This is a genomic window from Prochlorococcus sp. RS04, from assembly GCF_001989455.1.
Lineage (GTDB): Bacteria > Cyanobacteriota > Cyanobacteriia > PCC-6307 > Cyanobiaceae > Prochlorococcus_A.
In genome coordinates this window covers 734,954-752,944 of sequence record NZ_CP018346.1, presented here as the reverse complement: position 1 = coordinate 752,944, position 17,991 = coordinate 734,954, and the positions used below count along the sequence as shown (strand labels likewise).

General features: G+C 31.6%; 20 protein-coding genes. 13 read left to right on the top strand and 7 right to left on the bottom strand.

Features of this window, described 5'->3' with window-relative positions:
- Window position 1: 1 nt before the first annotated feature.
- On the bottom strand, window positions 2–787 hold the full coding sequence (sufC, locus tag BS621_RS04350; protein WP_077141948.1) for a Fe-S cluster assembly ATPase SufC: 786 nt from the start codon (window positions 785–787) through the stop codon (window positions 2–4).
- Window positions 788–808: 21 nt separating this feature from the next.
- The gene (gene sufB / locus BS621_RS04345) at window positions 809–2,251 is read right to left on the bottom strand and encodes a Fe-S cluster assembly protein SufB (RefSeq protein WP_077141947.1); all 1,443 of its coding nucleotides are present in this window, start codon (window positions 2,249–2,251) and stop codon (window positions 809–811) included.
- Between the two features lie 95 nt (window positions 2,252–2,346).
- Between sufB and BS621_RS04340 the strand changes: the two genes are divergently transcribed.
- The 5 genes from BS621_RS04340 (at window position 2,347) to BS621_RS04325 (ending at window position 7,250) form a co-directional block, all read left to right on the top strand.
- Window positions 2,347–2,700, top strand: a complete 354-nt coding sequence (locus BS621_RS04340) for a hypothetical protein (RefSeq protein WP_077141946.1) — start codon at window positions 2,347–2,349, stop codon at window positions 2,698–2,700.
- A 273-nt stretch (window positions 2,701–2,973) separates the two neighbouring features.
- Complete coding sequence (locus BS621_RS04335) at window positions 2,974–4,074, top strand: DUF4912 domain-containing protein (protein WP_077141945.1); 1,101 nt, start codon at window positions 2,974–2,976, stop codon at window positions 4,072–4,074.
- 12 nt (window positions 4,075–4,086) lie between these two features.
- Window positions 4,087–4,257: a hypothetical protein gene (locus BS621_RS09245; RefSeq protein WP_011375642.1), complete on the top strand. Its 171-nt coding sequence runs from the start codon at window positions 4,087–4,089 to the stop codon at window positions 4,255–4,257.
- Window positions 4,258–4,289: 32 nt separating this feature from the next.
- Window positions 4,290–5,927 carry an alpha-D-glucose phosphate-specific phosphoglucomutase gene (locus BS621_RS04330; protein WP_077141944.1) on the top strand — a complete coding sequence of 546 codons (1,638 nt, stop codon included), beginning with the start codon at window positions 4,290–4,292 and terminating at the stop codon, window positions 5,925–5,927.
- Window positions 5,928–5,960: 33 nt separating this feature from the next.
- Window positions 5,961–7,250: an AAA family ATPase gene (locus BS621_RS04325; protein WP_077141943.1), complete on the top strand. Its 1,290-nt coding sequence runs from the start codon at window positions 5,961–5,963 to the stop codon at window positions 7,248–7,250.
- Here the strand turns inward: BS621_RS04325 and BS621_RS04320 are convergent.
- The gene (locus BS621_RS04320) at window positions 7,247–7,903 is read right to left on the bottom strand and encodes a 4'-phosphopantetheinyl transferase family protein (protein ID WP_077141942.1); all 657 of its coding nucleotides are present in this window, start codon (window positions 7,901–7,903) and stop codon (window positions 7,247–7,249) included. The genes BS621_RS04325 and BS621_RS04320 overlap by 4 nt on opposite strands.
- On the opposite strand from BS621_RS04320, the gene bcp reads away from it, so the two are divergent.
- Complete coding sequence (bcp, locus tag BS621_RS04315) at window positions 7,903–8,370, top strand: thioredoxin-dependent thiol peroxidase (protein ID WP_077142664.1); 468 nt, start codon at window positions 7,903–7,905, stop codon at window positions 8,368–8,370. The genes BS621_RS04320 and bcp overlap by 1 nt on opposite strands.
- Here bcp and BS621_RS04310 read toward each other — a convergent pair.
- Together BS621_RS04310 and BS621_RS04305 are read right to left on the bottom strand one after the other, a co-directional pair.
- Window positions 8,367–9,056 (bottom strand): type III pantothenate kinase, encoded by a 690-nt coding sequence (locus BS621_RS04310; RefSeq protein ID WP_077141941.1) that lies wholly within the window; start codon window positions 9,054–9,056, stop codon window positions 8,367–8,369. The two genes, bcp and BS621_RS04310, sit on opposite strands and share 4 nt — an antisense overlap.
- Before the next feature lie 15 nt (window positions 9,057–9,071).
- Complete coding sequence (locus BS621_RS04305) at window positions 9,072–9,794, bottom strand: phosphoadenylyl-sulfate reductase (RefSeq protein ID WP_077141940.1); 723 nt, start codon at window positions 9,792–9,794, stop codon at window positions 9,072–9,074.
- A gap of 95 nt (window positions 9,795–9,889) precedes the next feature.
- On the opposite strand from BS621_RS04305, the gene BS621_RS04300 reads away from it, so the two are divergent.
- Genes BS621_RS04300 through BS621_RS04285 form a run of 4 tightly spaced genes read left to right on the top strand, consistent with a single transcriptional unit; the run spans window position 9,890 to window position 15,072 of the window.
- Window positions 9,890–11,083 carry an NAD(P)/FAD-dependent oxidoreductase gene (locus BS621_RS04300; protein ID WP_077141939.1) on the top strand — a complete coding sequence of 398 codons (1,194 nt, stop codon included), beginning with the start codon at window positions 9,890–9,892 and terminating at the stop codon, window positions 11,081–11,083.
- Window positions 11,084–11,132: 49 nt separating this feature from the next.
- A complete protein-coding gene (locus tag BS621_RS04295; RefSeq protein ID WP_077141938.1) occupies window positions 11,133–12,941 on the top strand; it encodes an SLC13 family permease in 1,809 nt (602 codons plus the stop codon).
- Window positions 12,942–12,945: 4 nt separating this feature from the next.
- Window positions 12,946–14,349: a potassium transporter TrkG gene (locus BS621_RS04290; RefSeq protein WP_077141937.1), complete on the top strand. Its 1,404-nt coding sequence runs from the start codon at window positions 12,946–12,948 to the stop codon at window positions 14,347–14,349.
- 18 nt (window positions 14,350–14,367) lie between these two features.
- Complete coding sequence (locus tag BS621_RS04285) at window positions 14,368–15,072, top strand: potassium channel family protein (RefSeq protein WP_011862125.1); 705 nt, start codon at window positions 14,368–14,370, stop codon at window positions 15,070–15,072.
- A gap of 6 nt (window positions 15,073–15,078) precedes the next feature.
- On the opposite strand, the gene BS621_RS04280 is transcribed toward BS621_RS04285, so the two are convergent.
- On the bottom strand, window positions 15,079–15,381 hold the full coding sequence (locus tag BS621_RS04280) for a ribbon-helix-helix domain-containing protein (RefSeq protein ID WP_025924041.1): 303 nt from the start codon (window positions 15,379–15,381) through the stop codon (window positions 15,079–15,081).
- Between the two features lie 117 nt (window positions 15,382–15,498).
- Here BS621_RS04280 and BS621_RS04275 point away from each other — a divergent pair, with 117 nt between their 5' ends.
- A complete protein-coding gene (locus BS621_RS04275) occupies window positions 15,499–15,837 on the top strand; it encodes a hypothetical protein (protein ID WP_025922015.1) in 339 nt (112 codons plus the stop codon).
- Window positions 15,838–15,871: 34 nt separating this feature from the next.
- On the top strand, window positions 15,872–16,102 hold the full coding sequence (locus BS621_RS04270) for a hypothetical protein (RefSeq protein WP_025931252.1): 231 nt from the start codon (window positions 15,872–15,874) through the stop codon (window positions 16,100–16,102).
- On the opposite strand, the gene BS621_RS09420 is transcribed toward BS621_RS04270, so the two are convergent.
- Window positions 16,080–16,256 carry a hypothetical protein gene (locus BS621_RS09420; RefSeq protein WP_198025671.1) on the bottom strand — a complete coding sequence of 59 codons (177 nt, stop codon included), beginning with the start codon at window positions 16,254–16,256 and terminating at the stop codon, window positions 16,080–16,082. The two genes, BS621_RS04270 and BS621_RS09420, sit on opposite strands and share 23 nt — an antisense overlap.
- 71 nt (window positions 16,257–16,327) lie before the next feature.
- Between BS621_RS09420 and BS621_RS04265 the strand changes: the two genes are divergently transcribed.
- The gene (locus BS621_RS04265; RefSeq protein WP_077141936.1) at window positions 16,328–17,956 is read left to right on the top strand and encodes an ABC-F family ATP-binding cassette domain-containing protein; all 1,629 of its coding nucleotides are present in this window, start codon (window positions 16,328–16,330) and stop codon (window positions 17,954–17,956) included.
- The last annotated feature ends 35 nt before the right edge of the window (window positions 17,957–17,991 follow it).

The window sequence follows — 17,991 nt, the reverse complement described above, 5'->3', positions numbered from 1 at the left end:
TTTAGGTCTTTTTTATAAAGTTATCAGTCCATTCATATCCTTTTTCCTCAAGCTCTAGAGCAAGATCACTTTCACCAGTTTTTATGATTTGTCCTTCTGACATAACATGGACATAATTTGGTTTAATTTCATCTAATAATCTTTGATAGTGGGTAATAAGTATAATTCCAGTTTGTGCATTAGATATTTTTTTAATTCCTGATGCCACTATTCTTAGAGCATCGATATCAAGACCAGAATCGGTCTCATCTAATATTGCTATCTTGGGCTCAAGTAAAGCCATTTGCAGAATTTCATTTCTTTTTTTTTCACCTCCGGAAAAACCTTGATTTACACTCCTTGATAGGAATGCCTTATCCATTTTTACAATTTCTAACTTTTCCTTAACTAATTCTTCAAAATCAAAAGTATCCAATTCTTCTTTGTTGAGGAATTTCCTTCTAGCATTTGTTGAAACTCTAAGAAACTCAAGATTACTTACACCTGGAATCTCAATTGGATATTGAAAACCAAGAAAAATTCCTGATTGAGATCTCTCTTCAGGTTCTAGAGAGTTGATGTTTTCACCTAAAAATTTTATGTCGCCATTTGTAATATTATACGAGGGATGTCCTGCAATGATTTTCGAAAGAGTACTTTTGCCACATCCATTTCTTCCCATAATGGCATGGATTTCTCCAGGATAGACAGTAAGTGAAACTCCTTTTAAAATTGGAAGATTATCAGTAGATGCAGAGAGATTTTCAACTTCTAAAATTGGATCTGATTCTTTCATTTTACTTTGCATTTCAGTTTAGAAATTGATTAATTACCCTACTGATCCCTCTAGTTTAAGTGCCAGTAACTTGTCTGCTTCAGCAGCAAATTCCATAGGTAATTGATTAAATACATCTCTGCAAAAACCACTAACCATCATCGATACTGCCTCCTCAAATTCTATACCTCTGCTTTGGAGATAAAAAAGTTGATCTTCTGAGATTCTACATGTGCTTGCTTCATGCTCAATTTCAGAATTGGGTTGTTGAGATTTGATATAAGGGAATGTATTTGCAGAAGCTTGATCCCCTATTAACATTGAATCACATTGACTGTAATTTCTTGATCCTTTAGCTTTTGTTCCCATTTTGACAAGACCTCGGTAGCTATTTTTTGAGTTACCTGCACTAATACCTTTGCTAACAATAGTTGATTTGGTCTTAGGACCAATATGGATCATTTTTGTGCCGGTATCTGCTTGCTGAAGGTTATTGGTGAGAGCCACTGAATAAAATTCTCCTACAGATTCTTCCCCTAAAAGAAGACAGCTAGGATATTTCCATGTAATAGCAGACCCTGTTTCAACTTGAGACCAGCTAATTTTACTTCTCTTACCTAAACATTTTCCTCTCTTGGTGACAAAATTAAAAATTCCGCCAATACCTTCTTCATCACCAGCATACCAATTTTGTACTGTTGAATATTTTATGGAAGCATCGTCTAATGCTATAAGCTCTACAACTGCTGCATGTAGAGTATTTGTATCAAACATTGGCGCTGTACAACCTTCTAGATAACTTACAGAACTTGATTCTTCAGCAATGATTAGTGTTCTTTCGAATTGTCCTGAATCTCCACTATTAATTCTGAAGTAGGAAGATAGATCCATAGGGCAGGTAACACCTTTTGGGATATATACAAAAGAACCATCACTAAAAACAGCAGAATTTAGCGCTGCAAAATAATTATCACTAGCTGGAACTACTGTACCTAAATATTTTTCAATCAAATCCGCGTGATTTTTTACTGCTTCACTAATTGAGCAAAATATAACTCCATGTTCAGCAAGTTCCTCTCTAAATGTTGTAGCTATAGAAACACTATCAAAGACAGCATCTACTGCTACATTTGTGAGTTTTTTTTGCTCCGTGAGGGGTATTCCTAATTTGTCAAAAGTCTCAAGAAGTTTGGGATCAACTTCATCTAAGCTAGAAATTTTCTCTTTTTGCTTAGGAGCAGAGTAATAAATAATATCTTGATAATCAATTTTTTTATATCCTAATGCTGCCCAATCAGGCTCTTTCATTTTTTGCCATTTTTTAAAGGCCTTTAATCTAAAATCGAGAAGAAATTTTGGTTCTTCTTTTTTCTGCGAAATTAATTTTATAATATCTTCATTTAAGCCCTTTTCTATTTTTTCAGTTTCAATATCAGTAACGAAACCATATTTATAAGGCTCTTTTACTACATCTTGAACTAAATTTTCGTTGACCATGTTATCAAAAATAACTTATTACACTTAGCTCTATATACTTTAACGAAAGATACCCCAAATATTGAGTTTTTTTCCTTTATTAAAACTAAAAATTAATGTCTAATCATCTTGATCCCATGTCTAACCCATTAAACATAGAAACTATTCAAGAAATTGATAATCTTGATCTATCCATAATGCAGAAACATCATTTAAGAATACTCGCTCATTGCCTTCAGATTTTAAAAATTATCAATGCAGATAACAGTTTGGAATATCAAAATAAAAACCCTTTGAGAGAATGGTGTGATAACCAATCCAAAAAATTTGATGATAAAAAATTTAGTAATCTTTTTTATGAGCAGTTGGAATCCACTTCGAAAAAATTAAGTACTTTTTCAAAAAAAATAGGTAAAAGTATTGAGGATTTAGAAATAGATGATTTAGTACTTCTAGTTGAACAACGCTGAATTTCCTTTTATTTAAATGATCCCGAAGAAAAAATATATTTTTGTTGAGTCGTTAACAAATTCAGGTAATAAAATTTAAAAAAAAAGAAAATTAATTTACATTTCAAAAAGTTCTTAAAATTAATTAATTTCTTTGATACCAACTGTTTTGAAGAGAAATATCAATTTTGAGAATTTTTTAGTAGTCAGAGGATCCTGACGACAGGCCAAAAAGACACACAATTCCCCAAAAAAAAGAACATACTGATCCCAAACAAAAACGGAGATTTTAAAGTGGCTGACGGGATCATTAATAAAGATCAATTACTCTCACTAACCCTCAGACAATTACGTCAAGAAGCAAGTAAATTATCGGTTCCGCTATATAGTCGCAAAACAAAAGCTGTTTTAGTTGAATTAATACTTAAATACCAAGAAAAATCTACAAAGAAAACATACACTGCATCTCCCCAGGCAAAACCTGAAGAAACTCATGAGTCCAATACTTTCAGAAGTAGTGAAGATGTTAAAACAAATGTAGTTTTCTTACCCCGAGATCCAGATTGGGCTTATGTTTTTTGGCAAATTTCTGATGCAGATAGAGAAAAAGCACAATCTTTGGGAGCTAATAAATTATGTTTAAGATTATTTGATGCATCTGGTTCTGAAGGCAGCAATTTGAATCAAGGAACACTAAGGGAGATAGCAGTTGATAGTTACAGTACTGAGTGGTACTTGCCAATCCCACTTGCAGATAGAGACTATAAAGTTGAATTAGGTTATAAATATGGTTTTAACTGGATGTCATTGGCATTTTCTTCGATAAGTCATGTTCCTGGGTCTCATCCTTCTGAGCAAATTCTTGATAAATTCGTACCTTTTAATTTAGATTCTACTTCTGACTCAATACCAGATATTTCTAATCCTGTTGTTTCAGAACAAAATGGTATGCATGAAAGGTTATACCAAGCAGCAACCAACATTCCTCTTAGAAGAAAAGTTGGTTCTGAAGAATTTATGGAAAATGTAAATTCAACAAACCTCAATGATAATCTTACAGACTCAGGCGCTGGTAAATGGTCATCAGGTTTAAATGATTCTGGAAGCGGAATTGTTAAAAATAGATCTTTTTGGCTCGTTGCTGATGCTGAATTAATTGTTTATGGAGCTACAGAACCTTCTGCAAAACTGACAATAGGTGGAGAAGACGTACCCCTTGCTGCAGATGGTACTTTTAGAATTCAAGTTCCATTTAGAGACGGGACTCAAAAATATGATATTAAAGCTGTTGATGTATCTGGTGAACAAGAAAAAAGTATAACAATGAAATTTGATAGAACTACACCACTTGACGATACTAATGAAAAAGATAATGCTGAGACTGAGTGGTTTTAATAAATTAAAGTAATGCTAAAAAAAATTGTAGCGTTTACTCCATTGTTTGGGGCATTAACTTTTCCACTAATAGTTCCAATTACAATTTCTAAATTTGGCGTTAACTATGGAATCCTTAGTGCATTATTAATTTCTTCATTATGGTTTATCGCTATGTTAAGAACTTCCGAAATGCCTCATTAATTTAGTTAGATTTCTGTAAGTTTCTTAAAAATATGAACCAAGATAGTGTAATTAATATTAATTCTCCTTTTCTAGATCAAAAACCAGGTACCTCTGGATTAAGAAAAAGTACTTTAAAGTTTCAGGAAGAACATTATCTAGAAGTTTTTATTGAAGCAATCTTACAATCATTAGAAGATTTAAAAGGTTCAACATTAATAGTTGGTGGTGATGGCAGATATGGCAATATTGAAGCAATAGAAAAAATTGTCCAAATATGCATTGCTCATAAAGTTCAAAAGGTTATTGTTCCAAAATATGGTTTATTATCTACTCCTGCGACATCACACTTAATTAGAAAAGAAAACGCTATTGGTGGAATTATTCTTTCTGCAAGCCATAATCCTGGCGGGATTGATGGAGACTTTGGAGTGAAATTGAATATCTCCAATGGTGGCCCAGCTCCGGAGATAATTACTAATAAGATTTTTAAGGCTTCGCAATTACTAACTAGTTATAAAATTTGTAAATTTCAATTACCTGATTTTAGTGAATATGGAATTTATGCTTACGACGAAACTACCTTAGAAATTATTGATGGATTAACAGATTATTCTAATTTGATGGAGAAAATTTTTGATTTTGATCAAATTAGTGATTTTTTAAAAAATGACTTCTCGTTAATATTTGATGCAATGAATGCGGTCACAGGCCCATATGCAAAAAATATTTTTGTTGAAAAAATGGGTCTTCCCCCTGATTGTGTCATGAATGGTAACCCGTTAAAAGATTTTGGAGGTTTACACCCTGACCCTAATCTTACTTACGCATCCCACTTGGCTGATTTGTTACTAAATAAAAAATCTTATAGTTTTGGTGCTGCATGTGATGGAGATGGAGATAGGAATATGATTTTAGGAAGTGGATGTTTTGTAAATCCGAGTGATAGCCTTGCAGTCATCACTGCTAATACAAAATGTGTCCCTGGTTATAAAGATGGTATTACAGGTGTGGCACGATCCATGCCAACCAGCTCAGCGGTTGATAATGTTGCTCGAGCATTAAATATACCTTGTTTTGAGACACCTACTGGCTGGAAGTTTTTTGGAAATCTTTTAGACTCTAATTTAATTACTTTATGTGGAGAAGAAAGTTTTGGAACAGGTAGTAATCATGTGAGAGAGAAAGATGGACTATGGGCAGTTTTGTTTTGGTTACAAGTTTTAGCTGAGAAAAAATGTTCGGTAAGTGATTTGATGCAGAATCATTGGAAACAATTTGGTAGGAATTATTATTCAAGACATGATTATGAGGCAATTCCCTCAAATATTGCTAATCAAATTTTTGGTAATCTAACTTCTATGCTCGAAAATTTAAGAGGAAATAGTTTTGCTGGTCATTTAGTTAAAGTTGCAGATAACTTTTCATATTTAGATCCCGTTGATAATTCCATAAGTGAAAATCAAGGTTTAAGATTGGTCCTTGATGATAATTCTCGAGTAATTGTGCGCCTTTCTGGAACTGGAACTAAGGGTGCAACATTAAGACTTTACTTTGAGAAATTTTTCGATCCTCAACAGAATCTTTCGTTAAATCCTCAGATAGCTTTGAAACCTCTAATAGATGATTTAGATGCTTTATTGAACATTTCAAAACTTACTCAAATGGAAACTCCTACAGTAATTACATAGAATTGAAAGTAATGATTTTTTGATTTTATTTATATGCATTCAGAAAATTTATTTGCTAATCATTCTCAGATAGAAAACAATGCACCTTTGGCGGATAAATTAAGACCAAAGAATTTGGATGATTTTTTTGGTCAACAACCAATCCTGAATGAGAATTCGCTTTTAAGAAGTGCAATATTAAACGATAAGATTAGTAATTTTATTTTTTCTGGCCCTCCTGGTGTTGGAAAAACTACTCTTATTGAAATTATTTCTTTTAATACGCGGTCAAAATTAATTAAGTTAAATGCAGTATTATCTAGTGTTAAAGAATTAAGAAATGAAATCGCTAATGCAAAAGATAGATTAATAAATTCAAAAAGAAAAACAATTTTATTTATCGATGAGGTTCATAGATTTACATCAGTTCAGCAGGATGCTTTATTACCTTCAATAGAAAATGGAACTATAACTTTTATTGGTGCTACAACTGAAAACCCTTTCTTTGCTGTCAATAAAGCGCTTGTTAGTAGGTCTCGTATTTTTACACTACTTCCTTTGGCAGAAAATGATTTGCAGAAAATAATACAAAAAGTCATCACTTACTATTCTAAAAAAAAAGATTCAAAAAAGGTTCATTTGACTCAAGATGCTATGAGTCATTTAATTAAATTTTCTGGTGGCGATGCAAGAACATTAATCAATGCGCTAGAGATGGCAATAGAAACAACTGCTGAAAATGATACTAAAGAAATCAACATTAATCTCTCAATAGCAGAGGATGCAATTCAAAAGAAAAATATTGTTTACGATAAAAATGGTCAAAATCATTACGATGTAATAAGTGCCTTTATCAAGTCCATAAGAGGTTCTGATCCAGATGCAACTTTATTCTGGCTTGCGAATATGCTGGAGGCTGGCGAAGATCCTAATTTTATTTTTAGAAGATTACTTATATCTGCCAGTGAAGATATTGGAATAGCTGATCCTAATGCCCTAGTGGTTGTACAATCCTGTTGTGATGCTTTTGATAGAGTTGGTTTTCCTGAAGGATTATATTTTTTAACGCAGGCTTCTTTATATTTAGCTATTTCTCCAAAAAGTAACAGCACGAAAAGTATTTTCAAAGCAATTGAAATAATAAAATCTACCAATGCTTTTGATGTGCCACTTCATTTAAAAAATAATTCAAATAGTTATGTCAATCCTCATAAATATCCAGGTAATTGGGTCGCACAAGAATATCTTCCCAAATCTTTAAGAGGTTTAAAAATATGGGAACCAAATAATAATGGATGGGAAAAAACTCAACATGAAGAACTGCTTAGAAGAACAGAAAACTAAAAATTTTTCGAACAACAAATAATCTCAGGATTTAAAGAAGTTTTTTCTTCGTAGGCTAAAGCGATAGTCCAATTATGGAAATTAATCTGTGAATAATTTAAATGTATGTTCTTCTTCTTATGAATTAACGCCTTTGGATTTTCAAAATATTGCCAATGGTTAATATCTTTAGCTAATTTTCCATGATTCCATTTTATAGCCGCTTCAACAGTACACCATTGATTTAATATCATATTTTTTGTCAAATAATTATTATGGTTTGATTTATTGGTATGAAAAAAATATTTTTCTGCAAATTTTATATGATTAAAATCTCTATCTGTTCTCTCAATATCAATCCCTATTTTACTTTTATGCCAGACTATAATAATGGCATCTTTACAATGACTTAAACTAATATTTCCCATCCCAGAGGGTAAACTTGGAGGTTCTCCAGGAAGAGCATTAATTGGAATTTTGAGGGGGTCTAATCCAAAAAGTGTTGAAAGTGATTGTCGCAAATACGCTCTTGTTTCTAAAAAAATCTTTGATCTTGAACTTGTTAGGTTTTTTGCGGTTTTAATTTCTTCTAACGTTGCGACATCTTGCACACCTTTAATCTCATAAAACCAAATTTTTGGTATTTTATATCTATACTTATTTAATAATTTCAATGGCTCTTAAGGTTGGCGACAAAGCACCAGAATTTAAATTAAAAGATTCTTTTGAGAAAGAAGTTTCTCTTAGTAATTTTAAAGGTAAAAGAATAATACTATATTTTTATCCAAAAGATAATACTCCAGGATGTACTAAAGAAGCATGTAATTTTAAAGAGAATTGGGATTTACTCCAAAAAAATAATATTGTTGTGCTTGGTATTAGTAAAGATAATGCATCCTCTCATCAGAAGTTTATAGAAAAATTTAATTTACCTTTTATTCTTTTAACTGATCCTGAACCTTTCAAAGTTTCTTCTGATTACGATAGCTATGGACTTAAGAAATTCATGGGAAAAGAATATATGGGAATGATGAGAAATACTTTTTTGATTGATACTGATGGTAACATCGAAAAAATATACTTAAAAGTAAAAGCAGCAATAATGGCTGATCATATAATTGCAGACCTTAAGTTAAGCTAATTATTTATGGTCAGGTTGTGAATAATCATTCCCTCCATAACTAAATTAGGAGCTTTAATAATATTTTCTTTTTGAGTCTTTAGTGATTTTGTCAGGAGTTCAGAGTCTCCACCACAGATTACTAAAATATCTTTTTCAGGATTAAATAAATTATTAATCACCCCAGTAAGAGAGTTGATTACTCCTTTTAAAATTGCTTCTTCTGTAGTTATTAAAAAATCTTTGATCGGAATATCATATTTTTTTGGAACTTTAAGATTTTTTGTATTTTGTTCCATTGATTTTAATTGTGTTAGAAAACCTGGAATAAGTTGACCTCCAATAATAGATCCATTTGAATTCAATTTTGTTATCGATAATATTGTTCCAAAATCTGCTATTAGAAAATCTTTTTTTAAAGGGTTTTCAATAATTTTTAGAGCTGCGAGACAAGCAAGAGCTCTATCAATTCCAAAATAATCAGGAAGATTTGATAAATGAATATCTTTAGTTTTTATCTCATTTTCTTTTTTCAGCAAAAAATTTGGTAGTTTTCCTACAGAAGCCCAAATTAATTGATCAAGATCTATATTTTCGGGAACTTTTTCCTCTTTCATGGTATGAAAGAATTTAGATCGATTTTTAGAATACTTTGCCCAGTGAAGCCTACTATTGCCTACTAATAAAAAATTTATATCTGAGATCATTACTCTATGATCATTTTAATTATTAGTGTGTATTCCACATTCTTGTTTAATCCCCCCAAATCTTGTATCTCTGCCCTTTGTTTCAATACCATCGGGACTGCTTGAATGCCAATCTCCTACAGAAGAATAACCTTTGATAAAAAGTGGATGGGCAGGTAAATTATTCTCTTCCATATAATAATAAATATCTTTATTTGTCCAATTTAATAAAGGTCTTAAAGAGAGTCTTTGACGAATTATGTCCAGGAATTTCATTTTGTTTCTATTGTCTGTTTGACTTGATCTAACTCCGCTTGCCCAGCAGGAAATATTATATTTTTCTAGACCAATTTCCAAAGGTCTTATTTTTCTCAACTCATGATACTTATCTAAATCACTCTCTTTATTTGTTTCCCAAAGTTTTCCGTATTTGGCCTCCATTCTTGCTGGAGATAATTCACTTTGCAGAACTTCAACTTCTAAGGATAAATTATCAATAAGCTTTTCAGCGTAATGGTATGTTTCTAGAGGCAGGTAACCTGTATCAATCCAAAATATTTTGATTTTTTTTTGTAGATATAATTTACTGACCATATCTAAAAGAACTGATGACTGTATACCAAAACTCGTTGTAATAGCAAATTGATTATCAAACTTTTCATAACCCCACGAAAGCATTTCTTGAGGATTCATATCTACTAACTCTTGATTATGTTTCCTCAAGTTAGTTTGAATATCTTTGTGGATTTTTTCAATCATTCTTGAATCCCGTTATGAGTTTAATGTTATTTCGCTTAATTTAAAAATTATTCGTATAGTTTAATAATACATTTACGGATAACAATATTTCTCTAATGAAATCAATACAAAAACCAATAGTAATAGTTGGAGCAGGTTTTGCAGGTATGACATTTGCTTTGAATTTAAAAAATCTTAATCCTTCTTTGCCGATTCTTGTAGTTGATTCTGAAACTAACTTTATATTTAAACCCCTAATGTACGAAGTTTTAAGTAAAGAAATAAGAAGTTGGGAAGCCACTCCAAAATTTGCAAATATTTTTTCTGATGCTGGCATAACTTTTTTAAGAAATTGTTTGACTAAAATTTCTTTCAAAGAAAATATACTTGAATTTAGTGACAATTTAAAATTAAGTTATCAGTATCTTGTTATTTGTACAGGATCCATCCCAAATAGTTTGTTAATAAAAGGTATAGATGAAAATTGTTATTTTTTTAATGATGTTCACGATCTAAATAAATTAAATTCTTTTTTAAAAAAATCACAAGATACTGCGTTGCATAAAAAGTTATTTATAGTTGGAGGTGGTCCCTCTGGCATTGAGTTAGCATGCAAAATTAAAGATATATTTTCAGACCAATTTGAAATTAATGTAATAGAAAAATCAAATGAAATCCTCAATAAAAACAAAATTTTTAATAGAGAGCAAGCAGAGAAGGCATTAGAAAAAAGAAAAATAAACGTTCTTTTGAATTCCATAGTTAAAGAAGTCTCAGAAACTAAAATTAGTATTTCTAGTGAGGCTGGAATAACTTCTTTGGATAAAGATATTGTTATTTGGACTGCAGGCGTGACCCCTAATTTGTCTTACTTAGAAACTGATCAAATAACAAAAAAATTTGGACGAATTTTAGTTAATAATAATTTGCAAATAGAAAAATATAAAAACTGTTTTGCTATTGGCGATATTTCAGTTATTGAAGGCATGGAGGATTTACCCATAACTGCTCAGGTCGCTATGCAGGAGGGAAATCATCTGGCTAATAATTTAGAACTTTTAATTCAAGGGAAGGATCCTCTACCCTTTGAATTTAAAGACAATGGTGAAATGATTAGCTTAGGAATAGGCGAAGCTTCAATTTCCGGGCTTGGGGTTACTTTATCTGGGAAATTGGCCTTTGAGGCAAGAAGACTAATATATGCTTCCAAGTTGCCTGATATTACTGAAAGCTTAAAATCTGCATCTTCATGGATATTCCAAAAAAAATCTATTTTTAAAAAGTTTCTTAAAAAAGATAATTCCAATTAAACTTTTTTGAAATTTTGTTTTTGGGTATATTGAGTTAAATAACTTTCGTATGAATTTAATTGCAGTAATTATTAATAATTTTGATGCGTTTTTAACGGTAGTTGTTTTAATAATGTCTATAATTTTATTTATAAAAAATACTATTGCGCCAGAATTGACTGGTTTGTTATGTGTTGGAATATTCATAGCTACAGGTGTCCTTTCTCCTGAAAAAGCTTTAGCTGGATTTGGTAGCCCTTCCTTAATTACTCTTATGGGTTTATTCGCAGTTTCTTCTGCATTATTTAAAAGTGGTGCTTTAGACAGAGTAAGAGAATTGATTTCTTCTGAAAGAATAAGAACTCCTAGGAAATTAATTTCTTTAATAGCTTTTTTGATTGCTCCAATATCTGGAATTGTGCCTAATACACCAGTAGTGGCATCTTTGTTACCTTTAATTGAAAGTTGGTGCGAGCGAAGAAATATATCCCCATCAAAAGTTTTATTACCTCTTTCTTTTGCTACTTTACTCGGTGGAACTCTGACATTATTAGGCAGCTCAGTAAATCTTCTTGTAAGTGATATTAGTCAACAATTAGGTTATGGAGCTTTGGAATTATTTAGTTTGACTTCAATAGGAATTCCTGTGTGGCTTATAGGTACAACCTATATGATTCTAGTTTCTGACATGCTTTTGCCTGATAGAGGAAGAGAGAAGGAGTTTGTTAAAAATGGTGATATGAATATATATTTTACTGAAGTTACTATTCCCTCTACTTCAGAATTAGTTGGACAATCTGTCAGAAATAGTAGATTGCAAAGACGATTTGACGTTGATGTTCTGGAATTGCAACGAAATGGAAAAGTTATTCTTCCTCCTTTGGCTGATAGAAAGATTGAGCCGGATGATAGATTAATAATCCGAGTTACAAGAGCTGACTTATTTAGATTGCAGCAGGAACATACCATTTTGTTAGGAGAAAACAAAACTTCTTTCGATGCAGCTAATGTTTTCTCAGATGATGAAGGTACTAAGACCTTTGAAGCCCTGTTGCCAGCTGGTTCAACTCTAGCGGGTGCAAGTTTGAGAGAATTAAGATTTAGGCAGCGTCATAATGCAACGGTTTTAGCATTAAGAAGAGGTCAACAAACTGTTCAGGAGAGATTAGGTCAAGCTGTTTTAAGGGCTGGAGATGTTTTATTATTGCAAGCACCGTTAGATTCAATAAGAGGTTTGCAAGCTAGTAATGATTTACTTGTTTTAGATCAATTCGAAGATGACTTACCTTTTTTGATAAAAAAACCTATATCAATTGCAATTGCAATAGGAATGGTAGTTTTGCCTTCGGTTTCTAATATTCCATTAGTAGGTTCAGTTCTTTTAGCAGTAATTGCTATGGTTGCTTGTGGATGTTTAAGACCTGCAGAGATTCAAAAATCAATTAGGTTAGACGTCATTTTATTGTTGGGGTCCTTATCATGTTTTAGTGTGGCTATGCAAGTAACAGGATTAGCAGATTTAATTGCTGTCAATCTAAATTTTGCCCTTAATGGAATGCCTCTGTATTTTGCACTAGTCCTAATTTTTGTATCGACAGTTATTCTTACACAATTTATAAGTAATGCTGCTTCGGTGGCTTTGATTTTGCCTGTTGCTATTGAATTCTCAAATGTTTTAGGGATTTCACCAAGTGCTTTAATAATGCTTGTTTTATTTGGTGCTAGTCAATCTTTCTTGACTCCAATGGGTTATCAAACAAATTTAATGGTTTATGGTCCTGGAAGATATAGGTTTTTTGATATCGCAAAATACGGAGCTGGATTAACACTTATAATGTCTTTTACAGTACCGGCATTGATAATTTTAAATTACGGGTAATATCGTGAAATTCTCAAGTAAAGTTTATAAGTTAAAAGATGCTTACAAAAAGCTATCTGTACCTCAGTTTACTATTGTTACAGGTTTATTTATTATTTGTCTTGGAACTTTAATTTTGAGTTCTCCATTATGTTCATCTTCAAAGGTTGGTTTGTGGGAAGCATTTTTTACATCAACTTCTGCTATAACCGTTACCGGCTTAACCATAATAGATATTGGTGTTGATTTAAATTTCTTTGGCCAAGTTTTCTTAGCTTTTATGCTTTTATCAGGTGGTCTAGGATTAATGGCCATTACAACATTTTTACAAGGGTTTGTTGTAAAGGGGACAAAACTCAGAACGAGATTAGACAAAGGAAAGACTTTAGATGAATTTGGAGTTGGAGGAATTGGTCGAACTTTTCAAAGCATTGCTATTACGGCGATTAGTATCATATCCTTGGGCGCAATTGTCTTATATTCTTTTGGATTTGTAGATATTCAAAATAATTGGGAAAGACTATGGTCCTCGATTTTTCATAGTATTTCTGCATATAACAATGCAGGATTTTCTTTAATGTCAAATAGTCTTCAAGACTATAGAACCAATTATTTGGTGAATAGTGTTTTTGTTTTTCTCATTGTTATGGGTGGATTGGGCTGGCGGGTTATTGATGATATTTGGAGTCATAAAAAAAATCTTTCTTATAGGAAATTAAGCCTTCATTCCAGACTGGTTATTAGGACAAGTTTGTCTCTAATATTGTTTGGATCACTAGGATTCTTTATCACTGAATCATTGCTAAATAGTCAATTTTTTAATGATTTAAATCTGTTTGAACGGTTAATGTCATCTATCTTCGAAACAGTAAGTGCAAGAACTGCAGGCTTTACAAATTTTCCGATTTCTTTGAACTCTATATCAGATACGGGCCTCTTATTATTAATGACACTTATGTTTATTGGAGCAAGTACCGGAGGTACTGGTGGAGGAATAAAAACAACTACATTTATTGCTTTAATGGCTGCAACTAGATCAACTTTAAGAGGTCAGAAAGATGTAATTATTAGCAATAGATTAATTTCAGATAAAGTTATTCTAAAAGCAGTTGGAATAACAGTTGGATCTTTGCTTTTTGTTCTTTTAATGGCAATGTTACTTAGTACAACTAATACTTTTGTTAAAAAAGAATCCTTTACATTTCTAGAAATTCTGTTCACTTGCATATCTGCATTTGCAACAGTTGGTTTTGATATTGGTTTAACTGCAAAATTAAATCATTTTGGTCAATTTATTCTTATTGTGGGTATGTTTGTGGGCAGACTTGGGATCCTTTTGCTTTTAAGTGCACTTTGGCAGGCTCTTTATAAGAGTAGAATAGATAGACAAAAGAGAATTGGCTATCCTAGGGCTGATCTATATGTTTAGAATTGACTGAGTTTTATTATGGCTGATTGGTGGCAGTGGTCTCAAAAGAGAGAAAATGAAGCACTCACTTTTGCAGTTGTCGGCGTTGGAAGATTTGGAACCGCAGTTTGCAGAGAACTTATTAGTAATGGTGCAGATGTTTTGGCTGCAGATTATTCGGAAAAAGCTATTGACGATTTAAGACAATTAGAACCTTCGATAGAAGCGAGAGTTGTAGATTGTACTGATGAAGAGTCTATGAAGGAATCGGGAATTCTTGAAATGAATACTGTTGTTGTGGGTATTAGTGAACCCATTGAAGCAAGTATAACTACTACTCTTATTGCTAAGGATAGTGAAGGTAGCAAAGTGAAAAGAGTAATAGCGAGAGCTACCAGTGACTTGCACGAAAAAATGTTAAAAAGAGTAGGTGCAGATAAAGTTGTTTTCCCATCTAGGATGCAAGGAGAAAGATTAGGTTTAGAACTAGTAAGACCAAACCTAATCGAAAGATTGGAACTAGATAATCAAACTGGTATAGATGAAATAACAGTTCCAGAGGAATTTATTGGAAGATCTTTAAGAGATTTAAATTTGAGGAAAAATTATTTAGTAAATGTTCTTGCTGCAGGACCTGCTGAAGAGTTAACAGTTAATCCTCCAGCAAAATATATTTTGGAAAGAGGAAATATTTTGGTAGTCATGGGTAAAACTGTAGATTTACAGAAATTGCCTCAAAATTAATTATTTTTAATCAGATTTTTTATAGTATCTAATCCTTTGAGGAGCTCTTTTTAATCTTCTGACGTTTTGTTTTTCAAGTTCATCTCTAAATTTATCAGTATTTAAATTATTTTCTGAAAGCGGTGATTTACTTTCTTTTTCGAAATATTTTTTTATACCCTCTTGTATTAACACTTTTGCCATATTACTTACTGTCCTAGATTCATTATCGGCCAAAATAGTTAATTGCTCACATATTAATTCTGGAAGAACTACTTGAATTCTGGGGGATTTAGGCTTCCCATTAGTTGAGTTTTGGCGGGTAGCCATGAGTTAAAGTTGATAACTGTTACTTATTAGTATACACAGTTAGTCAAGGATACTATCTTTGTGTATATTATTAGTAAGGAAATTTACGTCCCTATCAATTAATTGTTTTATTGTCCCATGAAAAATTCAAGAAAAATTGATTCTCCAAAAAGGTCGATAATTGATAAACCGAAAAAAAGATTAGCTAATTCTGATTCTCACGGTAATGAAAATAGCGACGTTTTGGTATCAGCTGTGATTAGCCCATATTTGTTAACTCATCTTCACCAAATTCTTCAGCAGTCTGAGTATTATGCTCAAAAAGATGGCAGAAAATCTCACGCAGCTAACTTTGCGAAACTAAGAAAAGTTTTATGTTTAGACGCAAGAAGTATGGCAGATGCATCTGCAAAAGAGATAAAAGATGTGGATAATGATTTATCTAATAATAAATATAATGAACAAAATGTAGCTTGAAGTAATAATCTATTAATAAATAGATTTCAAAAACATGTCCAGTAACGCTGAAAAGCTCTATAAGTTAATAGCTAACGATTCCAAAAAGAAACAAAGTCTTTTTATGACAGCTTTAACTAATCCCAAAAAAGCCTTAGATAAAATATGCGATATTGGTGACGAGCTAAATATTTCTGTGACTAAAGAAGAGGTTATTGAATATTTGAGTACTATTGATGATGAAGCAACTAAAATGTGGTTAATCAAGGCTCGAGGAGGTCTTTAGTAAAAGGTTTAGAATAATTATTATTTGGATTACTAATAGGTTTTACCCTTTTGTTATAACCACCTCCACCAGCTAAAGTCCAAAAAAACCAATAACTTGGAATTGCAAGAGCTGCAGCTATGAAAATCACTACAATTTGTTCTATTCTTTTCATAGTTTAATTTTATTCCACAAAATATTTTTTAGTAAATAAGCCACAGATTTTGTAAATTCTATTTTAAAACAGTGATTAGATTTGAAGGTGTAAGCAAAATTTATTCTACAGATGTTGTTTTAAAAAATATTAGTTGGGAGATTAAGAAAGGCGAAAAAGTTGGCTTAGTTGGTTCTAATGGTGCAGGTAAATCAACCCAGTTTAAGATTTTAATTGGAGAGGAAGAGCAAACAAGTGGAACGATCATCAAAGAGGGAAATCCTAAAATTGCCCATTTAAAACAGGAGTTTGATTGTAATTTAAATTTTTCAGTGAGACAGGAATTAGAAAGTTCTTTTAAAGATATACAACTTGTTGCCGTTAAACTTTTAGAAATTGAGAATAAAATGAAATCATTGGATATAAAAAAAAATTCTGATGAATTTGAAATATTTGTAAATCAACTCGCAAAATATCAAGCAAAATTTGAAGCTTTAGGTGGTTATAAAATGCAATCTGATGTAGAAAAAATATTACCAAAATTAGGCTTTTCTACAGAAGATGCTGATAAATTAGTTGGCAATTTCTCAGGTGGTTGGCAGATGAAAGTTGCACTTGGAAAAATAATTTTACAAAAACCTGATTTACTTTTACTGGATGAACCAACTAATCATTTAGATTTAGAAACTATTTTTTGGTTGGAAGAATATCTATCATCGCTTAAGATTGCAGTTATAATAATCAGCCATGATAGATATTTCTTAGATAAATTATGTAAAAAAATAATTTTTGTAGATAGAGGAACATCTGAAACATATAATGGGAACTATTCTTTTTTTGTTGAACAGAAATCTTTAAATGAAGAATCACAAAATAAGGCATATCAATTACAACAAAAAGAAATTGAGTTACAGAAGAGGTATATAGATAGATTTAGAGCTAGTGCAACTAGAAGTTCTCAAGCAAAGAGTAGAGAAAAACAATTAAAAAAGATTTCTAAAATTGAGGCTCCCATAGCAAAATCAAAAAGTCCTGTTTTTAATTTTCCAGAGTGCCCTCGCTCAGGAAAATTAGTTCTAAATATCAAAAATTTGTCTCATAGTTTCGAGGATAAAATTCTTTTTTTAGATATTAATTTAAAGATTTCTTCTGGGGAGAAAATAGCAATATTGGGACCTAATGGCTGCGGCAAATCTACATTGCTTAAAATTATTATGAAAAAATTATCTCCTGAAATTGGAGAAATTAATCTTGGTAAACATAATATAATTACTAGCTATTATGAACAGAATCAGGCTGAAGCACTTTCACTTGAAGAAAGGGTTATTGATTTAATATGTAATAAGTCTCCAGAATGGTCTCAAAAAAAAGTTAGAACATTTTTAGGAGGTTTTGGCTTTCAAAATGAAACTGTTTTTAAATATATTAAACAACTCAGTGGAGGAGAAAAGGCAAGATTAGCATTGGCGCTCATGATAATTAATCCTAGTAATTTTCTTCTTTTGGACGAACCAACTAATCATTTGGATCTGCAATCTAAGGAAAACTTAGAATTAGCAATTAAAAATTATAAAGGTTCATTATTAATCATTTCTCATGATCGGTATTTTATCTCAAAGGTTGCAAATAGAATTATCGAAATTAAAGATTCAAAGTTATTTTCATATGATGGTAATTACGAATATTTTTTAGAAAAAACTCAAAGTCAAAAAAAAATTTGATTACTTTTAATAAAATTTACATTTAGCTAAGTAAG